The organism is Actinomyces oris (assembly GCF_001937665.1).
In the GTDB taxonomy this organism is placed as follows: Bacteria; Actinomycetota; Actinomycetes; order Actinomycetales; family Actinomycetaceae; genus Actinomyces; species Actinomyces stomatis.
In genome coordinates this window covers 1-13,591 of record NZ_MSKL01000033.1, presented here as the reverse complement: position 1 = coordinate 13,591, position 13,591 = coordinate 1, and the positions used below count along the sequence as shown (strand labels likewise).

General features: G+C 69.1%; 11 protein-coding genes, 2 rRNA genes and 1 pseudogene. 5 read left to right on the top strand and 9 right to left on the bottom strand.

Annotated elements, in window-relative coordinates; translation table 11 throughout:
- Positions 1-48: 48 nt before the first annotated feature.
- From BKH28_RS12420 to metG, 3 genes are all read right to left on the bottom strand, one after another.
- Complete coding sequence (locus tag BKH28_RS12420; protein ID WP_075419098.1) at positions 49-1,074, bottom strand: G5 domain-containing protein; 1,026 nt, start codon at positions 1,072-1,074, stop codon at positions 49-51.
- Between the two features lie 311 nt (positions 1,075-1,385).
- On the bottom strand, positions 1,386-2,312 hold the full coding sequence (locus BKH28_RS12415; protein WP_075419097.1) for a TatD family hydrolase: 927 nt from the start codon (positions 2,310-2,312) through the stop codon (positions 1,386-1,388).
- Positions 2,313-2,318: 6 nt separating this feature from the next.
- Positions 2,319-4,166 (bottom strand): methionine--tRNA ligase, encoded by a 1,848-nt coding sequence (gene metG / locus BKH28_RS12410; protein ID WP_075419096.1) that lies wholly within the window; start codon positions 4,164-4,166, stop codon positions 2,319-2,321.
- Positions 4,167-4,424: 258 nt separating this feature from the next.
- On the opposite strand from metG, the gene BKH28_RS12405 reads away from it, so the two are divergent.
- Complete coding sequence (locus BKH28_RS12405) at positions 4,425-5,474, top strand: hypothetical protein (protein WP_075419095.1); 1,050 nt, start codon at positions 4,425-4,427, stop codon at positions 5,472-5,474.
- 99 nt (positions 5,475-5,573) lie between these two features.
- Here the strand turns inward: BKH28_RS12405 and BKH28_RS12400 are convergent, their stop codons facing one another.
- Positions 5,574-6,176, bottom strand: a complete 603-nt coding sequence (locus tag BKH28_RS12400) for an isochorismatase family protein (RefSeq protein ID WP_075419094.1) — start codon at positions 6,174-6,176, stop codon at positions 5,574-5,576.
- A gap of 44 nt (positions 6,177-6,220) precedes the next feature.
- A complete protein-coding gene (gene rsmI / locus BKH28_RS12395; RefSeq protein ID WP_075419093.1) occupies positions 6,221-7,195 on the bottom strand; it encodes a 16S rRNA (cytidine(1402)-2'-O)-methyltransferase in 975 nt (324 codons plus the stop codon).
- 54 nt (positions 7,196-7,249) lie between these two features.
- Here rsmI and BKH28_RS12390 point away from each other — a divergent pair, with 54 nt between their 5' ends.
- On the top strand, positions 7,250-9,391 hold the full coding sequence (locus BKH28_RS12390) for a dolichyl-phosphate-mannose--protein mannosyltransferase (protein WP_075419092.1): 2,142 nt from the start codon (positions 7,250-7,252) through the stop codon (positions 9,389-9,391).
- Between the two features lie 6 nt (positions 9,392-9,397).
- Here BKH28_RS12390 and BKH28_RS12385 read toward each other — a convergent pair whose 3' ends face one another.
- Complete coding sequence (locus BKH28_RS12385) at positions 9,398-10,036, bottom strand: NAD(P)-dependent oxidoreductase (RefSeq protein WP_075419091.1); 639 nt, start codon at positions 10,034-10,036, stop codon at positions 9,398-9,400.
- The gene (locus tag BKH28_RS12380; protein ID WP_075419110.1) at positions 10,033-10,995 is read right to left on the bottom strand and encodes an EamA family transporter; all 963 of its coding nucleotides are present in this window, start codon (positions 10,993-10,995) and stop codon (positions 10,033-10,035) included. The genes BKH28_RS12385 and BKH28_RS12380 overlap by 4 nt, the downstream gene beginning before the upstream one ends.
- A gap of 78 nt (positions 10,996-11,073) precedes the next feature.
- On the opposite strand from BKH28_RS12380, the gene BKH28_RS12375 reads away from it, so the two are divergent.
- The 3 genes and pseudogenes from BKH28_RS12375 (at position 11,074) to BKH28_RS12370 (ending at position 13,034) form a co-directional block, all read left to right on the top strand.
- On the top strand, positions 11,074-11,964 hold the full coding sequence (locus BKH28_RS12375; RefSeq protein WP_075419090.1) for a LysR family transcriptional regulator: 891 nt from the start codon (positions 11,074-11,076) through the stop codon (positions 11,962-11,964).
- Between the two features lie 455 nt (positions 11,965-12,419).
- Positions 12,420-12,581 (top strand): annotated as a pseudogene (locus BKH28_RS14030) (TetR/AcrR family transcriptional regulator); the annotation flags it as partial.
- A gap of 6 nt (positions 12,582-12,587) precedes the next feature.
- Entirely contained in the window at positions 12,588-13,034 is a 447-nt protein-coding gene (locus BKH28_RS12370; protein WP_256695997.1) for a hypothetical protein, read from the top strand.
- Between the two features lie 108 nt (positions 13,035-13,142).
- Here BKH28_RS12370 and rrf read toward each other — a convergent pair.
- Positions 13,143-13,260, bottom strand: a 5S ribosomal RNA gene (rrf, locus tag BKH28_RS12365).
- A 189-nt stretch (positions 13,261-13,449) separates the two neighbouring features.
- Positions 13,450-13,591: ribosomal RNA gene (locus tag BKH28_RS13640) — 23S ribosomal RNA — on the bottom strand; the annotation flags it as partial.

Here is a 13,591-nt window from a genome sequence, read left to right as displayed (position 1 = left end):
CACAGGGAGACGGGCGCCGTCGACGACGTCCCGGACGGCCGGTTCGACTCAGTACCAGCCGACGGACTCGGAGTGAGCCCAGGCCGAGCAGGGGGTGCCGTAACGGCCGGAGATGTAGTTCAGACCCCAGGTGATCTGGGTGGTGGGGTTGGTGGCCCAGTCGTCGGCCACCTCGCTCATCTTGGTGCCGGGCAGCGCCTGGGGGATGCCGTACGCGCCCGAGGAGGCGTTCTCGGCCTGGTAGTTCCAGCTGGACTCACGGGTCCACAGGTTCTCCAGGCAGGAGAACTCGGAGTCCCCCCAGCCGTGGCCGGCCATCATGGACCGGGCGATGGCCTTGGCGCTCTCAGGGTCGGTCCCCGCGCCGGGGTTGGCCGCAGGCGCCGGAGTGCTGTTGCCCGAGCCCTCACCACCGCCGTCGGCCTGAGGGGCGGCCTGCCCGTCACCGGAGGACTGAGCCTGGGCGGCCTCCTGCTGGGCCTGGGCGGCCTCCTGCTGGGCCTGCTGCGCTCCGGTACCCACCAGGACGACCTCATCCACCTTCTTGGTGACGACGACCTGGGCGACCGGGGTGCGAGAGACCTCCTTGCCGTCCTGGGTGGTGACCTCATAGGTGGTGCGCACGAGCCCGTCGACGCCGGCGGTCTCGACCTTGGTCTCACCCTTGGGCAGGGCGTCGCTCTCCTTCTTCACCGTGCCGTGAACCTGCGGCTCGTCGACGGTGGTGGTGGAGGTCTGAGCGCTGGCGATCTTGCCGGAGCCCGCCTTCTCGGTGGCGGCCGCCTTGGCCTGCCCCTCGGACTCACCGCCGATCAGCCCGAAGGAACCGCCCGAGGAGGAACGCCCCTCGTCATCCCCCGCGGAGATGGCCGCGTACGCGGCACCGGAGACCGCCAGGGAGAAGGCGGCTGCGGCGCCCCCCGCCTTGAACAGCATGGGGGTCAGGGAGGTCTTGGCAGGCCCATCGGCACGACGACGGCCGTGGACGCCTGAGGCGGTCCCCTTCTTGGAGGCCAAGGAGCCAAGGCCGGCGAGTGTAGTACTCAGGGAGCTGGTCTGGGAGTGACGACCCACGATAGAACTTCCTTCGTTTGACGACTGCGTGTCACCGTAACCGATGACCCAGGGGCGTGCCAATGCGTCTGCTCACACCCTGTGAGCTTGTGATGGAACCGTGCAGAGACCGCCTGATTCCCACCTGCCACCCACCTGGGACAGTCCTGAACGAACAGTGACAACCTGGGAACCATCGTCCGGACAAAATCGGCCGCACCGGGTCTCCTGCCCCCTCTTTCCCGCTTCCCCGGATTCCGGGCGCCCACCCCCGCAGGACGTCAGGAGCAGCTATGTCCGAGCATCCCTGCGGCCCCAGGAGGCCGAAGCGATCACCAGGACCCGTAGACCGCCTCGGTGGTGGCCTGCAGACGGCAGCAGAGGTCTTCCTCACTCAGGCCCCGCTGCTCGGCCAGGAAGCGGACCGTATCGCCCAGGAGGTAGGAGGCGTTGGGGCGGCCGCGCCAGCGTTTGGGAGGGAGGTAGGGGGCGTCGGTCTCCACCAGGAGGAGTTCGTCGGGCAGGATGGCGACCGCTTCCCGCAGGGAGGTGTTGGCCGGGTAGGTGAGCGGGCCGGCGATGGAGGCGTACCAGCCGTGCTCGACGCAAGCGGCGGCCAGCTGCGGGCCGCCTGAGAAGCAGTGGAAGACGGTGCGCCCGGGAGCGCCGTCGGCCTTGAGTACCTCCACGCAGGCGGCGTGCGCGTCACGGTCGTGGATCTGCAGGGGCAGGTCGAGGTCCTTGGCCAGGGCGATGTGCGCCCGGAAGGCCTCGCGCTGAGCGGCGGCCCCCTTGTCACCGGTGCGGAAGAAATCCAGGCCGCTCTCTCCGACGGCGACGACGACGTCGGCGTTCGCCCTGAGCGTCTCCTCCAGGCGGACCATGACTTGCTCGAGCGGCTCGTCGTGGTGCGCCCGGGCGCGCGGGACGAGCCCGTCGGGCCCGGTCTCGCGCACCCCGGCGTGGAGGACGGCCTCGTTGGGGTGCACGGCCAGCGCCACGCGCACCCCTGGCAGCTCTCGGGCCAGGGCCAGGCTCTCCTCCCAGGTGGTGACCTCGCAGGCGGAGGTCACCACGCGGGTCACGCCCACGGCGGCGGCGCGCTCGACCAGCTCGGCGGCGCTCAGCGGCTCCTCCGATCCGGGGCCGCCGGGATCCGAGGGAACCGGCAGGTGGGTGTGGTTGTCGGTGACCGGGGCCGCCAGGGGGGCGACGGCGTCGGCCGGCGGCCAGGAGCGGTCGCGCTTCCTCGAGCCCATGCGCCCTCAGGAGCCGGTGACGTCGTCGGGCACGGAGCCGGCGTAACGGGCCAGCTCGGCCTCGATGATCGACTCGTCCAGCTTGGTGAACACCGGGGCCGGCTTGGCCACGGGGGTCCCGACGGTCACCGGGTGGCGCTCCCAGGTGGGGGCGTCCTGGTAGTCACCGGTGATGATCGGGTAGCCGGTGCGGCCGTCGAAGGCCTCGGGCAGGTGCTCGGGATCGAGCTCGTCGACCTCCTCGATGCGGGGCATCGGGGCGATCCGGCCGTTCCCGCCCAGAACCCGGTCGACGTCGTTGGCGGCGTGCGGCAGGAAGGGCGAGAGCATGAGGTTGAGGTCGGCGACAGCCTGGGCCAGCGTGTGCAGGACCGTGGCCAGGCGGGCCTGCGTCTCGGGGTCCTCGCCCTTGAGCTTGAAGGGCTGGGTGTCGGCGACGTACTTGTTGGCCTCGCCGACCAGGCGCATCGCCTCCCCCAGGGCCGCCTTCTGGCGGTGCTGGGCGATGAGGCCGCCCACGGAGGCGAAACCGGCCTCGATGGCGTCGAGCAGGGCCCGGTCGATGTCCTGAAGCTCGGCGGGCTCGGGGATCTGCCCGAAGCGCTTGTGGATCATGGAGGCGGTGCGGTTGACGAGGTTGCCCCAGCCGGCCACGAGCTCGCCGTTGGTGCGCCGCACGAACTCCGCCCAGGTGAAGTCCGCGTCCGCGGTCTCCGGGCCGGCCGCGCAGATGAAGTAGCGCAGGGCGTCGGCCTGGTAGCGCTGGAGGAAGTCGCGCACGTAGATGACGATGCCGTGGGAGGAGGAGAACTTCTTGCCCTCCATGGTGAGGAACTCGCTGGAGACGACCTCGGTGGGCAGGTTGAGCGAGCCCAGGCGCCCGGGCTCGCCGCCGCGCTCCCCCTGGCCGTTGTAGCCCAGGAGCTCGGCCGGCCAGATCTGGGAGTGGAAGACGATGTTGTCCTTGCCCATGAAGTAGTAGGACAGGGCCTGCGGGTCGTTCCACCAGGCGCGCCAGGCCTCGGGGTCGCCGCTGCGGCGCGCCCACTCCACGGAGGCGGACAGGTAGCCGATGACGGCGTCGAACCATACGTAGAGCCGCTTGGTGGGCTGGTCCTCCCAGCCGGGCACCGGGATGCCCCAGTCGATGTCGCGGGTCATGGCGCGCGGGCGGATGTCGCCCAGGAGGTTCTGGGAGAACTTGATGACGTTGGGCCGCCAGGTGCCGGAGGCCTCGCGCTCGTCGAGCCAGGTGCCCAGGGCCTGGGCCAGGGCGGGCAGGTCCAGGAACCAGTGGGTGGTCTCCACGAACTCGGGGGTCTCGCCGTTGATCCGCGAGCGCGGGCTGATGAGGTCGGTGGGGTCGAGCTGGTTGCCGCAGGTGTCGCACTGGTCCCCACGGGCGCCCTCGGCGCCGCAGATCGGGCAGGTGCCCTCGATGTAGCGGTCGGGCAGGGTGCGCCCGGTGGAGGGGGAGATCGCCGAACGGGTCACCTGCTGGACCATGTAGCCGTTGTCCCGCACGGTGGTGAACATGTCCTGGACCACGTGGTAGTGGTTGCCGGCGGTGGTGCGGGTGAACAGGTCGTAGGACAGGCCCAGGGCCACGAGGTCCTCGACGATGAGCCGGTTGTTGCGGTCGGCGAGCTCGCGGGCGCTGAGGCCCTCCTCGTCGGCGGCGACGAGGATCGGGGTGCCGTGCTCATCGGTGCCCGAGACCATGAGGACGTCATGACCGGCCATGCGCATGTAGCGCGAGAAGACGTCAGAGGGAACACCGAAGCCGGCGACGTGGCCGATGTGACGCGGGCCGTTGGCGTACGGCCAGGCGACTGCGGACAGGATATGGGTCATGGAGGTCAGCCTATCGGGTTCCCGGCCGCTTCAGTCCACGGCCGCGGATCCGGTCCACGGCCTGCGGGGCCGCACCGGCACCCGGTAGTCTGTCCGAGTCGTGCGGCGTCCGCTCGGTGGGTGTTCCGGCACGTTTCAGCACCTTCCAACAGGTCTCGGGGTGCGTGAGGTCTCAGCATCGCGATACTGCCGTGCACGCCGTCATGACGTGTTCCCACGCGCCTCTCACACGGACACGATGGACCAGAAAGGCCAGTTATGTCCCAGTACCCCGGCTCCCAGTACTCAGCGAACTCAGCAGGCTGGGCGGCGAACGGTTACGACCCCGCCCTGGCCGGCGGCCGGCCTCCGCAGTACTCGCCGGCCGCACCGTTCCAGACGCCCCAGGCCGGTTACCCGGGCGCAGAGGGCCGGCCGACGACGTCCAGGAGCCTGGCCGCCCCGACGGCGTTGGCGGCGGCCGGGCTGGCCCTCCTCCTCATCGCCATCTTCGGCGGGATCGGTTCGGCGGTCACCCGCGGCCAGTTCAACGCCACTGTCACCAGCCTTCCGGACGATCAGGCCGCCACGGTGGAGCTGAACAAGGGCCGCACCTACGGGCTGTTCTACAGCACCGGCGACGACGCACCGGAGTGCTCGGTGACCTCTCCCGGTGGTGACGAGGTCACCACGAAGTCCGGCTCGTCGTCCACGAAGGTCAAGGGAGGTCAGCTCTTCACGACCTTCTCCTCCCAGGAGTCGGGCGCCTACACCGTTGACTGCCACAGCACCGCGGGAGTCTCCGTGGGCGAGATCGTCGCCCCCTCGTCGGCGAAGGCCACTTTGCTGTCACTGTTCGGGGTTGTCGGCGCGATCATCATGGCGGTCGTGGGCCTGGCGATGGGTGCCGGCGGCATGGCCTGGCGCTCCAAGCTGGCCGCCGCCGGTACGGCTCCGGCCGGGACGAGTGAAGCGTTCAGCACGATGACCGGGGCGGTCCCCGGGGCCCCGACCGTCTACACCCAGGGCGCCTGGCAGTCCGACCAGCAGCCGCAGGCGGCGCCGTACGCCCAGCAGCCCCAGTACCAGCAGCCGGAACCGGCCCCTTACGCGCCCTCGGCCGCTGGGGCGGGAGCCGCGCCTCAGTACTCGCAGATCGCGCCGACCGCCCAGTTCGGATGGGCGGGTCAGCAACCGGCTCAGCAGCAGGCTCAGCCCGAGCAGCCGTCGGTATTCACTCAGCCTGTGCAGCAGGGCCAGTACAACCAGCAGGGGCAGCCCGGACAGCCGGGCCCGTACCAGCAGCCCGGTGGATGGCCGGCCCAGTAGCCCGCCTCAGGCAACGCAATGGGTGCCCTCGCCGAGACAGTCGGTGAGGGCACCCATGTCGTTCAGGACCGCGGCCCTGGTGACCGGCGTCGACGGCCTTCAGTGGGAGGGCGCCAGCTCAATGCCGGCGGCGCTCATGTCGGCGCGGGCGGCACGTCCCAACTCGGGGCTGACCGGCTCGGTCAGATCGGTCAGGACCCGCACCCGGTAGCCCTGCCGGGCCGCGTCCAGGGCGGTGTCCTTGACGCAGTGGGACTCGGCCAGGCCGACGACGTCGACGGCTTCAATGCCGGCGGCGCTCAGGATGTCCGCCAGGGTGCGTCCGTCCTCGTCAACACCCTCAAAACCGGAGTAGGCGGCGGCGTACTGGCCCTTCTTCACGGCGGCGTCGGCGTCCAGGCCGCGCAGGGCGGGGTGGAGCTGGGCCTCGGCGGAGTCGGCCACGCCGTGGACGGGCCAGGTGTCGATGAAGTCGGGTTCGCTGGAGAAGTGCTCACCGGGGTCGATGTGCCAGTCCTGGGTGGTGACCACCAGGTCGTAGTCCCCCCGGTGGGAGGACAGGTGGGCGGCGATGCGCTCGGCGACGGCGTTGCCCCCGGTCACCGCCAGGGCGCCTCCCTCGCAGAAGGTGGGCTGGACGTCGACGATGATGAGGGCCCGGCGAGCGCGGGCCTGGGAACCGGTGCGGTGCTCGGTGTTCATGACCCGACCATAGCGGGATCTACCGCGCCGGTGTCCCGGCCGGTTCAGTCGGCGGAATCACGCAGCTCAAGAGCCGCGCGATAGACCTCGTTGGGGCGAAGACCGCTCTCGCCGGCCACCTGGGCCGCAGCCGCTTTGAGGCGCATGCCGGTCTCGGCCAGAGACAGGGCCTCGCGTGCGGCGGCCTCGGGGCTGGCGGCGACCGGCTCGGCTCCGGCGACGACGAGCACCACCTCCCCCAGGACGCCGTCGGCCGTGGCCCGGGCCAGCTCGGCCAAAGGGGCCCGCAGCACCTCCTCATGGGTCTTGGTCAGCTCCCGGCACAGCGCCGCGGGGCGATCAGCACCGAGGGCCTCGGCCATGGCGGCCAGGGAGTCGTGGACGCGGCGGGGCGACTCCAGGAAGATCATGGTGCGCTCCTGGGTGGCCAGGGACTCCAGGGCGCGACGCCGCTCCCCCGGTTTACGCGGCAGGAATCCCTCGAAGCAGAACCGGTCGGAGGCCAGCCCGGACAGGGCCAGAGCGGTCAGTACCGCTGAGGGGCCCGGTGCGACGGTGACGGGCACCTGCTCGCGGACCGCGGCCTGGACGAGTCGGTACCCGGGGTCGGAGACCGATGGCATCCCGGCGTCGGAGACGACCAGGACGCGCAGGCCGCTGCGGGCCGCCTCGAGCAGCTCGGGGGCGCGCTCGCGCTCATTGTGCTCGTGGAAGGCGATGACGCGCCCAGGGGACTCGACGTCGAGGCGCTGGGCCAGGGCCCGCAGCCGGCGGGTGTCCTCGGCGGCGATGAGGTCGGCCTGCTCCAGGGCGCAGCGCAGGCGTCGGGAGGCGTCGGAGACGTTGCCGATCGGGGTGGCGGCCAGGGTGATCGTCCCACCACGCAGGTCCGGGCTGTGGGCGGCGGGAGCAGCGACGCCGTCGTCGGCAGTGGATTCGACCTGGTCGCCCGGGCCGGGTCGGTCATCGTGGCTGTCTCCGCCAATCGCGGCTTCCGGGGACGGGCTGCTCTCAATCATAGGGACACAGTATGTCGGTGCGCTCTCGGTGAGGCTGCCGCCTAGACTCGGGGTGTGACGACTCCGAGCGCGCTGTCCCCTGAACAGTCCCCCGAGCAGTCCCGTGACGGTTCCTCCGGCCCGGACGTGGAGCAGGAACGAGCACAGGAACCCACCCCGAGGCGGGATGAGGCCACGGACTCCGCACCGGCCGAGCCCGCCGTCGCCGAGCGCACCGAGGCCGAGCTGCGCACCCTGCTCGGGCTGGGGCCGGTGGATGACGTGATGCCCCGCGCCGTGAGGGTCCGCGGTTGGGTCGTCACCGGCGTCGTCGGCGTCATCGCGGCGCTGCTGCGCCTCATCGGGCTGAACCACCCCAAGACGCTCATGTTCGATGAGATCTACTATGTCAAGGACGCCTATTCACTGTGGCGCCTGGGCTATGAGGGGAGCTGGGCGCACAACTCCGATGCGGCCTTCGCCGCCGGGGACTTCTCCGGACTGTCCGACGAGGCGGCCTACGTCGTCCACCCCCAGCTGGGCAAGTGGCTCATCGGCGCCGGCATGGAGGTCTTCGGGCCGGAGTCGCCCTTCGGCTGGCGGATCATGCCGGCCATCGCCGGGATCCTCACGGTGATGCTGCTGGCGCGTCTGACGATGCGCCTGACCCGCTCGCCGCTGCTGGCGGGCCTGGCCGGGCTGCTCCTGGCGATCGACGGCGTGGCCCTGACCGAGTCCCGCATCGGGCTGCTGGACGTGTTCATCGGTTTCTTCGCCACCGTGACCCTGTACTGCCTGGTCCGTGACCGGGAGTGGTCGCGGGCGAGGTTGGCCCGCAAGATGGCGGGGACGAGCCCCGGGGCGAGGGCCCCGCACGCCACGATCCGCCCCTGGCTGCTGGCGGCCGGCATCGCGCTGGGTCTGACCTGCTCCATCAAGTGGTCGGGGCTCTACCTGGTGGCGGCCTCCGGCATCGTCGTCGTCACCTGGGACACTCTGGCGCTACGGCGGGTGAGGGCACGGGCCTGGTTCCTGGAGGGCACGGTCGCCCAAGGCGTGAGTGACTTCCTTCAGACGATTCCGGTGGTGGTCGCGGTCTACGTCGGCTGCTGGTGGTCCTGGTTCACCCACCCCAGCGCCTACATGCACGGCTGGACACTGGCGGAGCCCAATGCGCGCAGCCAGGTCCCCGCGCCATGGCTGTCCGGGTACGTCAGCGACTCGGTGTTCCAGAACATCAACGACTTCATCGCCTACCACCAGAGGATGTACACGTTCCACGTGGGCCTGGCCGAGCCGCACACGTACCAGTCGAAGCCCTCCGGCTGGCTGCTGCAGACCCGGCCGACCTCCTTCTTCTGGCAGGACAAGGCTCAGGTACCGCAGACCTGCTGGGGTGGGGACTGCATTCAGGCGATCACCTCGATCGGGAACATCGTCATCTGGTGGTCGGCCGTCGCGGCACTGGCGGCCGTGGTCATCATCGGGGTGAAGAACCGCGACTGGCGGGTCTGGGTGCCTCTCATCGGCTACCTGGGCCTGTACGTGCCGTGGTTCCAGTACCGGGACCGCACCATCTTCACCTTCTACACAGTGGCCTTCGTGCCCTGCGTCGTCCTCGTCCTCGTGCTGGCGCTGGGCATGAGCTCCGGGCTGCTGCCACCACTGCCGGGCTCGCGAAGCGCCCAGGCTCAGATGGAGGCCCTCAGAAGGGGGCAGATCGGCCCGGGCATCCGGCCGTGGCGTGGCGTGGGGGCCAGATTCCTGGGTTTCGGTCCGCAGTTCGGGCGCACACCCGTGTGGACACCCCCGGTGGTGGAGACCGATCCCGGCATGTACCGCATCAGCACGGCCGTGGCCGATGCCGACGACGCTCTCGAGTCCGGTACCGGTCCTCGGACCGATACGGCGCAGCAGCAGGCCTACGCCGAGCTGACCGGCTACCCGGCCCCGTCGACGTCGTCGGAGGGCACCGCCACGCCGGAGCCCTCCGACGACGGAGCGCCGCAACCAGCCGGTCGGCGCAGGCCGTGGTCCTCCCTATCGAACTGGACGATGGCGCCCACCTGGCAGATCCGCACCGAGGGCATCTCCCTCATCATCGTAGTCACGCTCCTGGCCTGCGCGGCGGCGGCCTTCTGGTGGCCGATCTGGACCGGGCAGACGGTCTCACGCTCCTTCTGGCTCTACCACATGTTCTTGTCGTCCTGGGTCTGAGTCCCCTCAGGCAGAGGCGATGACGGTGACGTGCTGCTCGCCGCCGGGGTGCTCCAGCTCGTCGACGACGGCGAGTGCCAGGTCCTCGGGGCTGATGCGGGATGCTCCGTGGGCGTCCCGCAGAAGCGTGGTGGTTCCGCGGCGGTAGGCGCCGGCGACATCTCCCGGGCCGAAGATCGCCGGCGGGCTGAGGTAGACCCAGCCCTCGTAGCTGTGCGCCTGGCAGGCCCGGAACTGATCGAGGCTCGCCTGGGCCACGTCTCTCCAGGCCGGCGGCACAATGGTGGGGTCGTCGATGGCGAGGGTGCTGGGATCCGTGGGCGAGCTCAGCGGAGCTGCGCCCCCGATGATGAGCAGAGGCGTTCGGCTCCTGGAGGCGGCGTCCAGGACGGCCGTTGTCAGTCGGACCAGGTCGCTCTCGTGACCCGCGGGCGGGCGGAGTGCGACGACGGCGGCGTCACTGTCTTCCAGGAGGCCGGCCACGCCCTCGGCGTCGGTGACGTCCAGCAGGCAGGAGGTGAGGAGGGCGCCGCCCTGATGGCGTCGCCGCCGGGAGACGGCGGTCACCTCGTGACCGCGGCGCAGTGCCTCGTTGACGACGGCTGTCCCGGCCATGCCGGTGGCGCCTAAGACGGTGATTCTCATGAGGGGTCCTTTCGAGAGGAGGATCGGAAAGAGGGCGGGGCCAGCTGGCCCGCGCTCATCGCGCTCAGAGCGAGAGCGAATCCCAGGAGCTGGATGGCTGTGAGCACCTCGCCGGCGATGACGCTCCCGAGGAGTGCCGCGGTCAGCGGTGAGAGCAGACCCAGTAGCGTCGTCGGCGTGACCGGCAGCCGTCGGATGCCCTCGAACCACAGGACGTAAGCGGCCAGCCCTCCCACGAGCCCGAGCCAGGCGTATCCGGCCGCGGCCGCCGCATCGATTCCGGTTGGGATGCCGTCGATGAGGAGGGCTGGCGCGATGAGCAGGAGGCCGGCGCCGGTGAGCTGCCAGCCGGCCAGGCCGAGGGCGCTGACGCCGTCGGGCCTGCCCCACCGTTTGGTGAGGACGACTCCCAGGCCCATCGAGACAGCCCCTCCCAGGCCGGCCGCCACCCCGAGGGCGTCGAGCTGCGCCTGCGGCCCCAGGACGACGAGGGCGATACCGACGACGCCGATCGCGCCCCACATCAGCCTCCATGCCGACAGGCGCTCATGGAGCACGGCGACGGCGAGGCCGGCGACGATGATCGGCTGCGCGGCCCCGAGTGTCGCGGCCACGCCTCCGGGCAAACGTTGTGCGGCGACGAAGAGGAGAGGGAAGAAGCACGTCATGTTGAGGGCCCCGAGGACGAGGCTCTTCCACCACCACGTTCCGCGCGGCAGCTGCCGGGAGGCGAGGAGGGCGAGGACGCCTGCGGGGAGTGTCCGCATCAGTGCCGCGAAGACCGGATGCCCCGAGGGAAGGGCGCGGGTGGTGACGATGTATGTCGTCCCCCAGACCGCCGGCGCCAGGGCCGTCAGAGCGATCCAGGCGATTCTCGGCCGGCCGCATGACAGGGCGCCGTCGGGTGTGGCCGACCGGGAGTCGCACCTGGCGTTCGAGGGTTCGGCATGAGTCGTCATGCGTCCAGCCTGAGGGATGAGCATCGATCCGTCGATGACATAGATGGGATGACAGCGATGCTCGTTTAAGATGGATGGGTGGAACTGCAGCAGTTGAGGTACGCCGTGGCCATTGCTGAGGAGCAGAGCTTCACGCGCGCGGCTGAGCGGTGCTTCGTGGTGCAGTCGGCCTTGAGCCGGCAGATCAAGTCGCTGGAGAGCGAGCTCGGGGTGAGGCTGTTCGCGCGTACGAGCCGCAAGGTGGAGGTGACGCCCGCCGGGGAGGCGTTCATGAAGCAGGCTCGGTTGTGCCTGCAGGCGGCTGAGCGGGCGAAGGTCTCGGCCGCGGCCGCTCACGGCGAGATCAGAGGGTCGCTGAGCATCGGGGTGATCCCGACTGTCACCGCAGTGGATGTTGCGGCCGTCCTGGGGGCATTCCGTCGTAGCTATCCCGAGGTCGGCGTGCACGTGCGCACCGGCGGCAGTGATGACTTCCTCCGTCGTATTGCGGCAGGGGAGCTGGACGTGGGGTTCCTCGGCCTGGCGGAAGGCGTGGCGCCGCGGGGTGTGCAGACGCGAAAGCTCTCACAGGAGCGCCTGGTGGCGGTACTGCCGGAGGGGCACCGACTGGCGGGCCGGCGCCGGCTCCGCCTTGAGGACCTGGCAGACGAGCCGTTCGTGGATTTTCCGGAAGGGTCGTCGGGACGTGAGCAGTCCGATCTGGCCTTTGACGGGGCCGGGCTCCGCCGTGAGGTGAGCTTCGAGGTGAACACGGCCGACCTACTCACTGGATTGGTGCGTCAGGGGCTGGGGGCGGCTCTTACCGCTCCCAGTGTGGCCCACGAGGCGCCTGGCTGCGTGTGCATCCCCGTTAGCGATGGTCCGGTCCGGGTGGAGTACCTGGCTTGGGACTCCTTCAACCCCAGCCCGGCGGCACAGGCCTTCGTTGATTCCGTCCCCGCACCCTCAGCTCAACGCCGCTGTTGCTAACCGCGACGACGACGTAGATGCGGAGCAAGAAGCATGGCGCCATACGCAGCCACCAAGAAGAACGCTATTGACCCCTGCTGAGAGCTGGACAGGGCCGGATAGCGTCCAGCGCACACAGCATAGGTCACTGCATCAAGAATGAGACCCGATGCAGCGGCTGTCGTCCCGAAAACAAGGCGAAGCAGCAACGTATCTGGGCGCCTCAGCCGGTAGACACTGTAGGCGAGGTAGGACACCAGCAGCGCCCCCAGCACATACAGAGCAGTTACTCCTATGCCGACGGTGGATCCCGTGGCAGGTACGAGAATCGGGCCGCCCACCACGATGATCGTCGTCGCCAGCCCCCAGATCCCCACACCATAGGCGAGCGCGGAGCGCACGTCTTCGCGGGTAGGTTCAAGATGTTGCGAGCACATAGCCCCACATTACTGAAACGACCGTGGTAAGAATAGGGGGTGGCCAGACCTCAGGACCCCCGGATTGCAGCCAGGCTTCTCGATCACGCAGCAGACTCACTCCTGAATCGAGGACTCCACGGACTCAGCTTGAGGCCCTTGGCGTCCGATCTGGGGGTCTCCCCCCGCACTCTGCTCTATCACTTCGGCAGCAAAGAGAATCTGATCGTGGAAGCGATCCGGCATCTACGTCGACGCCAGCCTGCGATCAGGAAGATGCTAGAAGACCCACCGACCGCATCTACCACCGCGAGCGAAACCATCTCTGAGGCCATAGGCCGGCTGTGGGAGGAGGCCAAGCAACCGCAGTCACAGCCTTTTCTTGCGCTCTACTTCGAGCTGGCCGCATTATCGGTTCGCGAACCGGCTACCTACCGCGCCCTCGTCCGCACCCTTGACGACGACTGGGTTCATGCCATGAGAGGCCAACTCGCATCCTGGGACGTTCACCCGCAAAGGATGGAGTCAGTCATATCGACTGCGCTTGCAGGGTATCGGGGTGCTCTTCTTCTCGCACTCACAACCGCTGACTGGACGGCCGCCGACGAAGCCATCACCAGCACCATCGAAGCCCTCACGCAGCAGATCTCACAGGAAGAACGAGAGCCTTCGTGATGTCACCACTGGCAGCGCAGGGTGATGTCGAGCGTCCTCTGTCAACTCCTGAACAAGCAGTTGGCCCGGAACCGCTGTTCGCGGTTCCGGGCCAACTGTGTGGTTTGTGCTCGGTGGTGTCCTACTCTCCCGCACCCTGGCGGGTGCAGTACCATCGGCGCTGTCAGGCTTAGCTTCCGGGTTCGGGATGGGTGCCGGGCGTTTCCCTGTCGCTGTGACCACCGAGACGACTATATGGGCAGTGCAGTGCCTGTCTCGTGTGCTGTTGATTTGATTGTCTGGGTTGGTGCCTGCCCACCACACTGTGGTGTGGTTGGTGGTTGGGTTGGGTGTGGACCGTATAGTGGACGCCTTGCGCATGCTTACTGTGCTCACCCCCCAACCCACGCACGCTGTGTGTGTGGTGTGTTGGGGTGTTGTTGTTTGTGTTGGCCTATTAGTACCAGTCAGCTCTGTCAACCGTTGCCGGTCTTCCACTTCTGGCCTATCAACCCAGTAGTCTGCTGGGGGCCTACCAAGAAGGACAAGTCCGTCTTGTGGAGACCTTATCTTGAAGA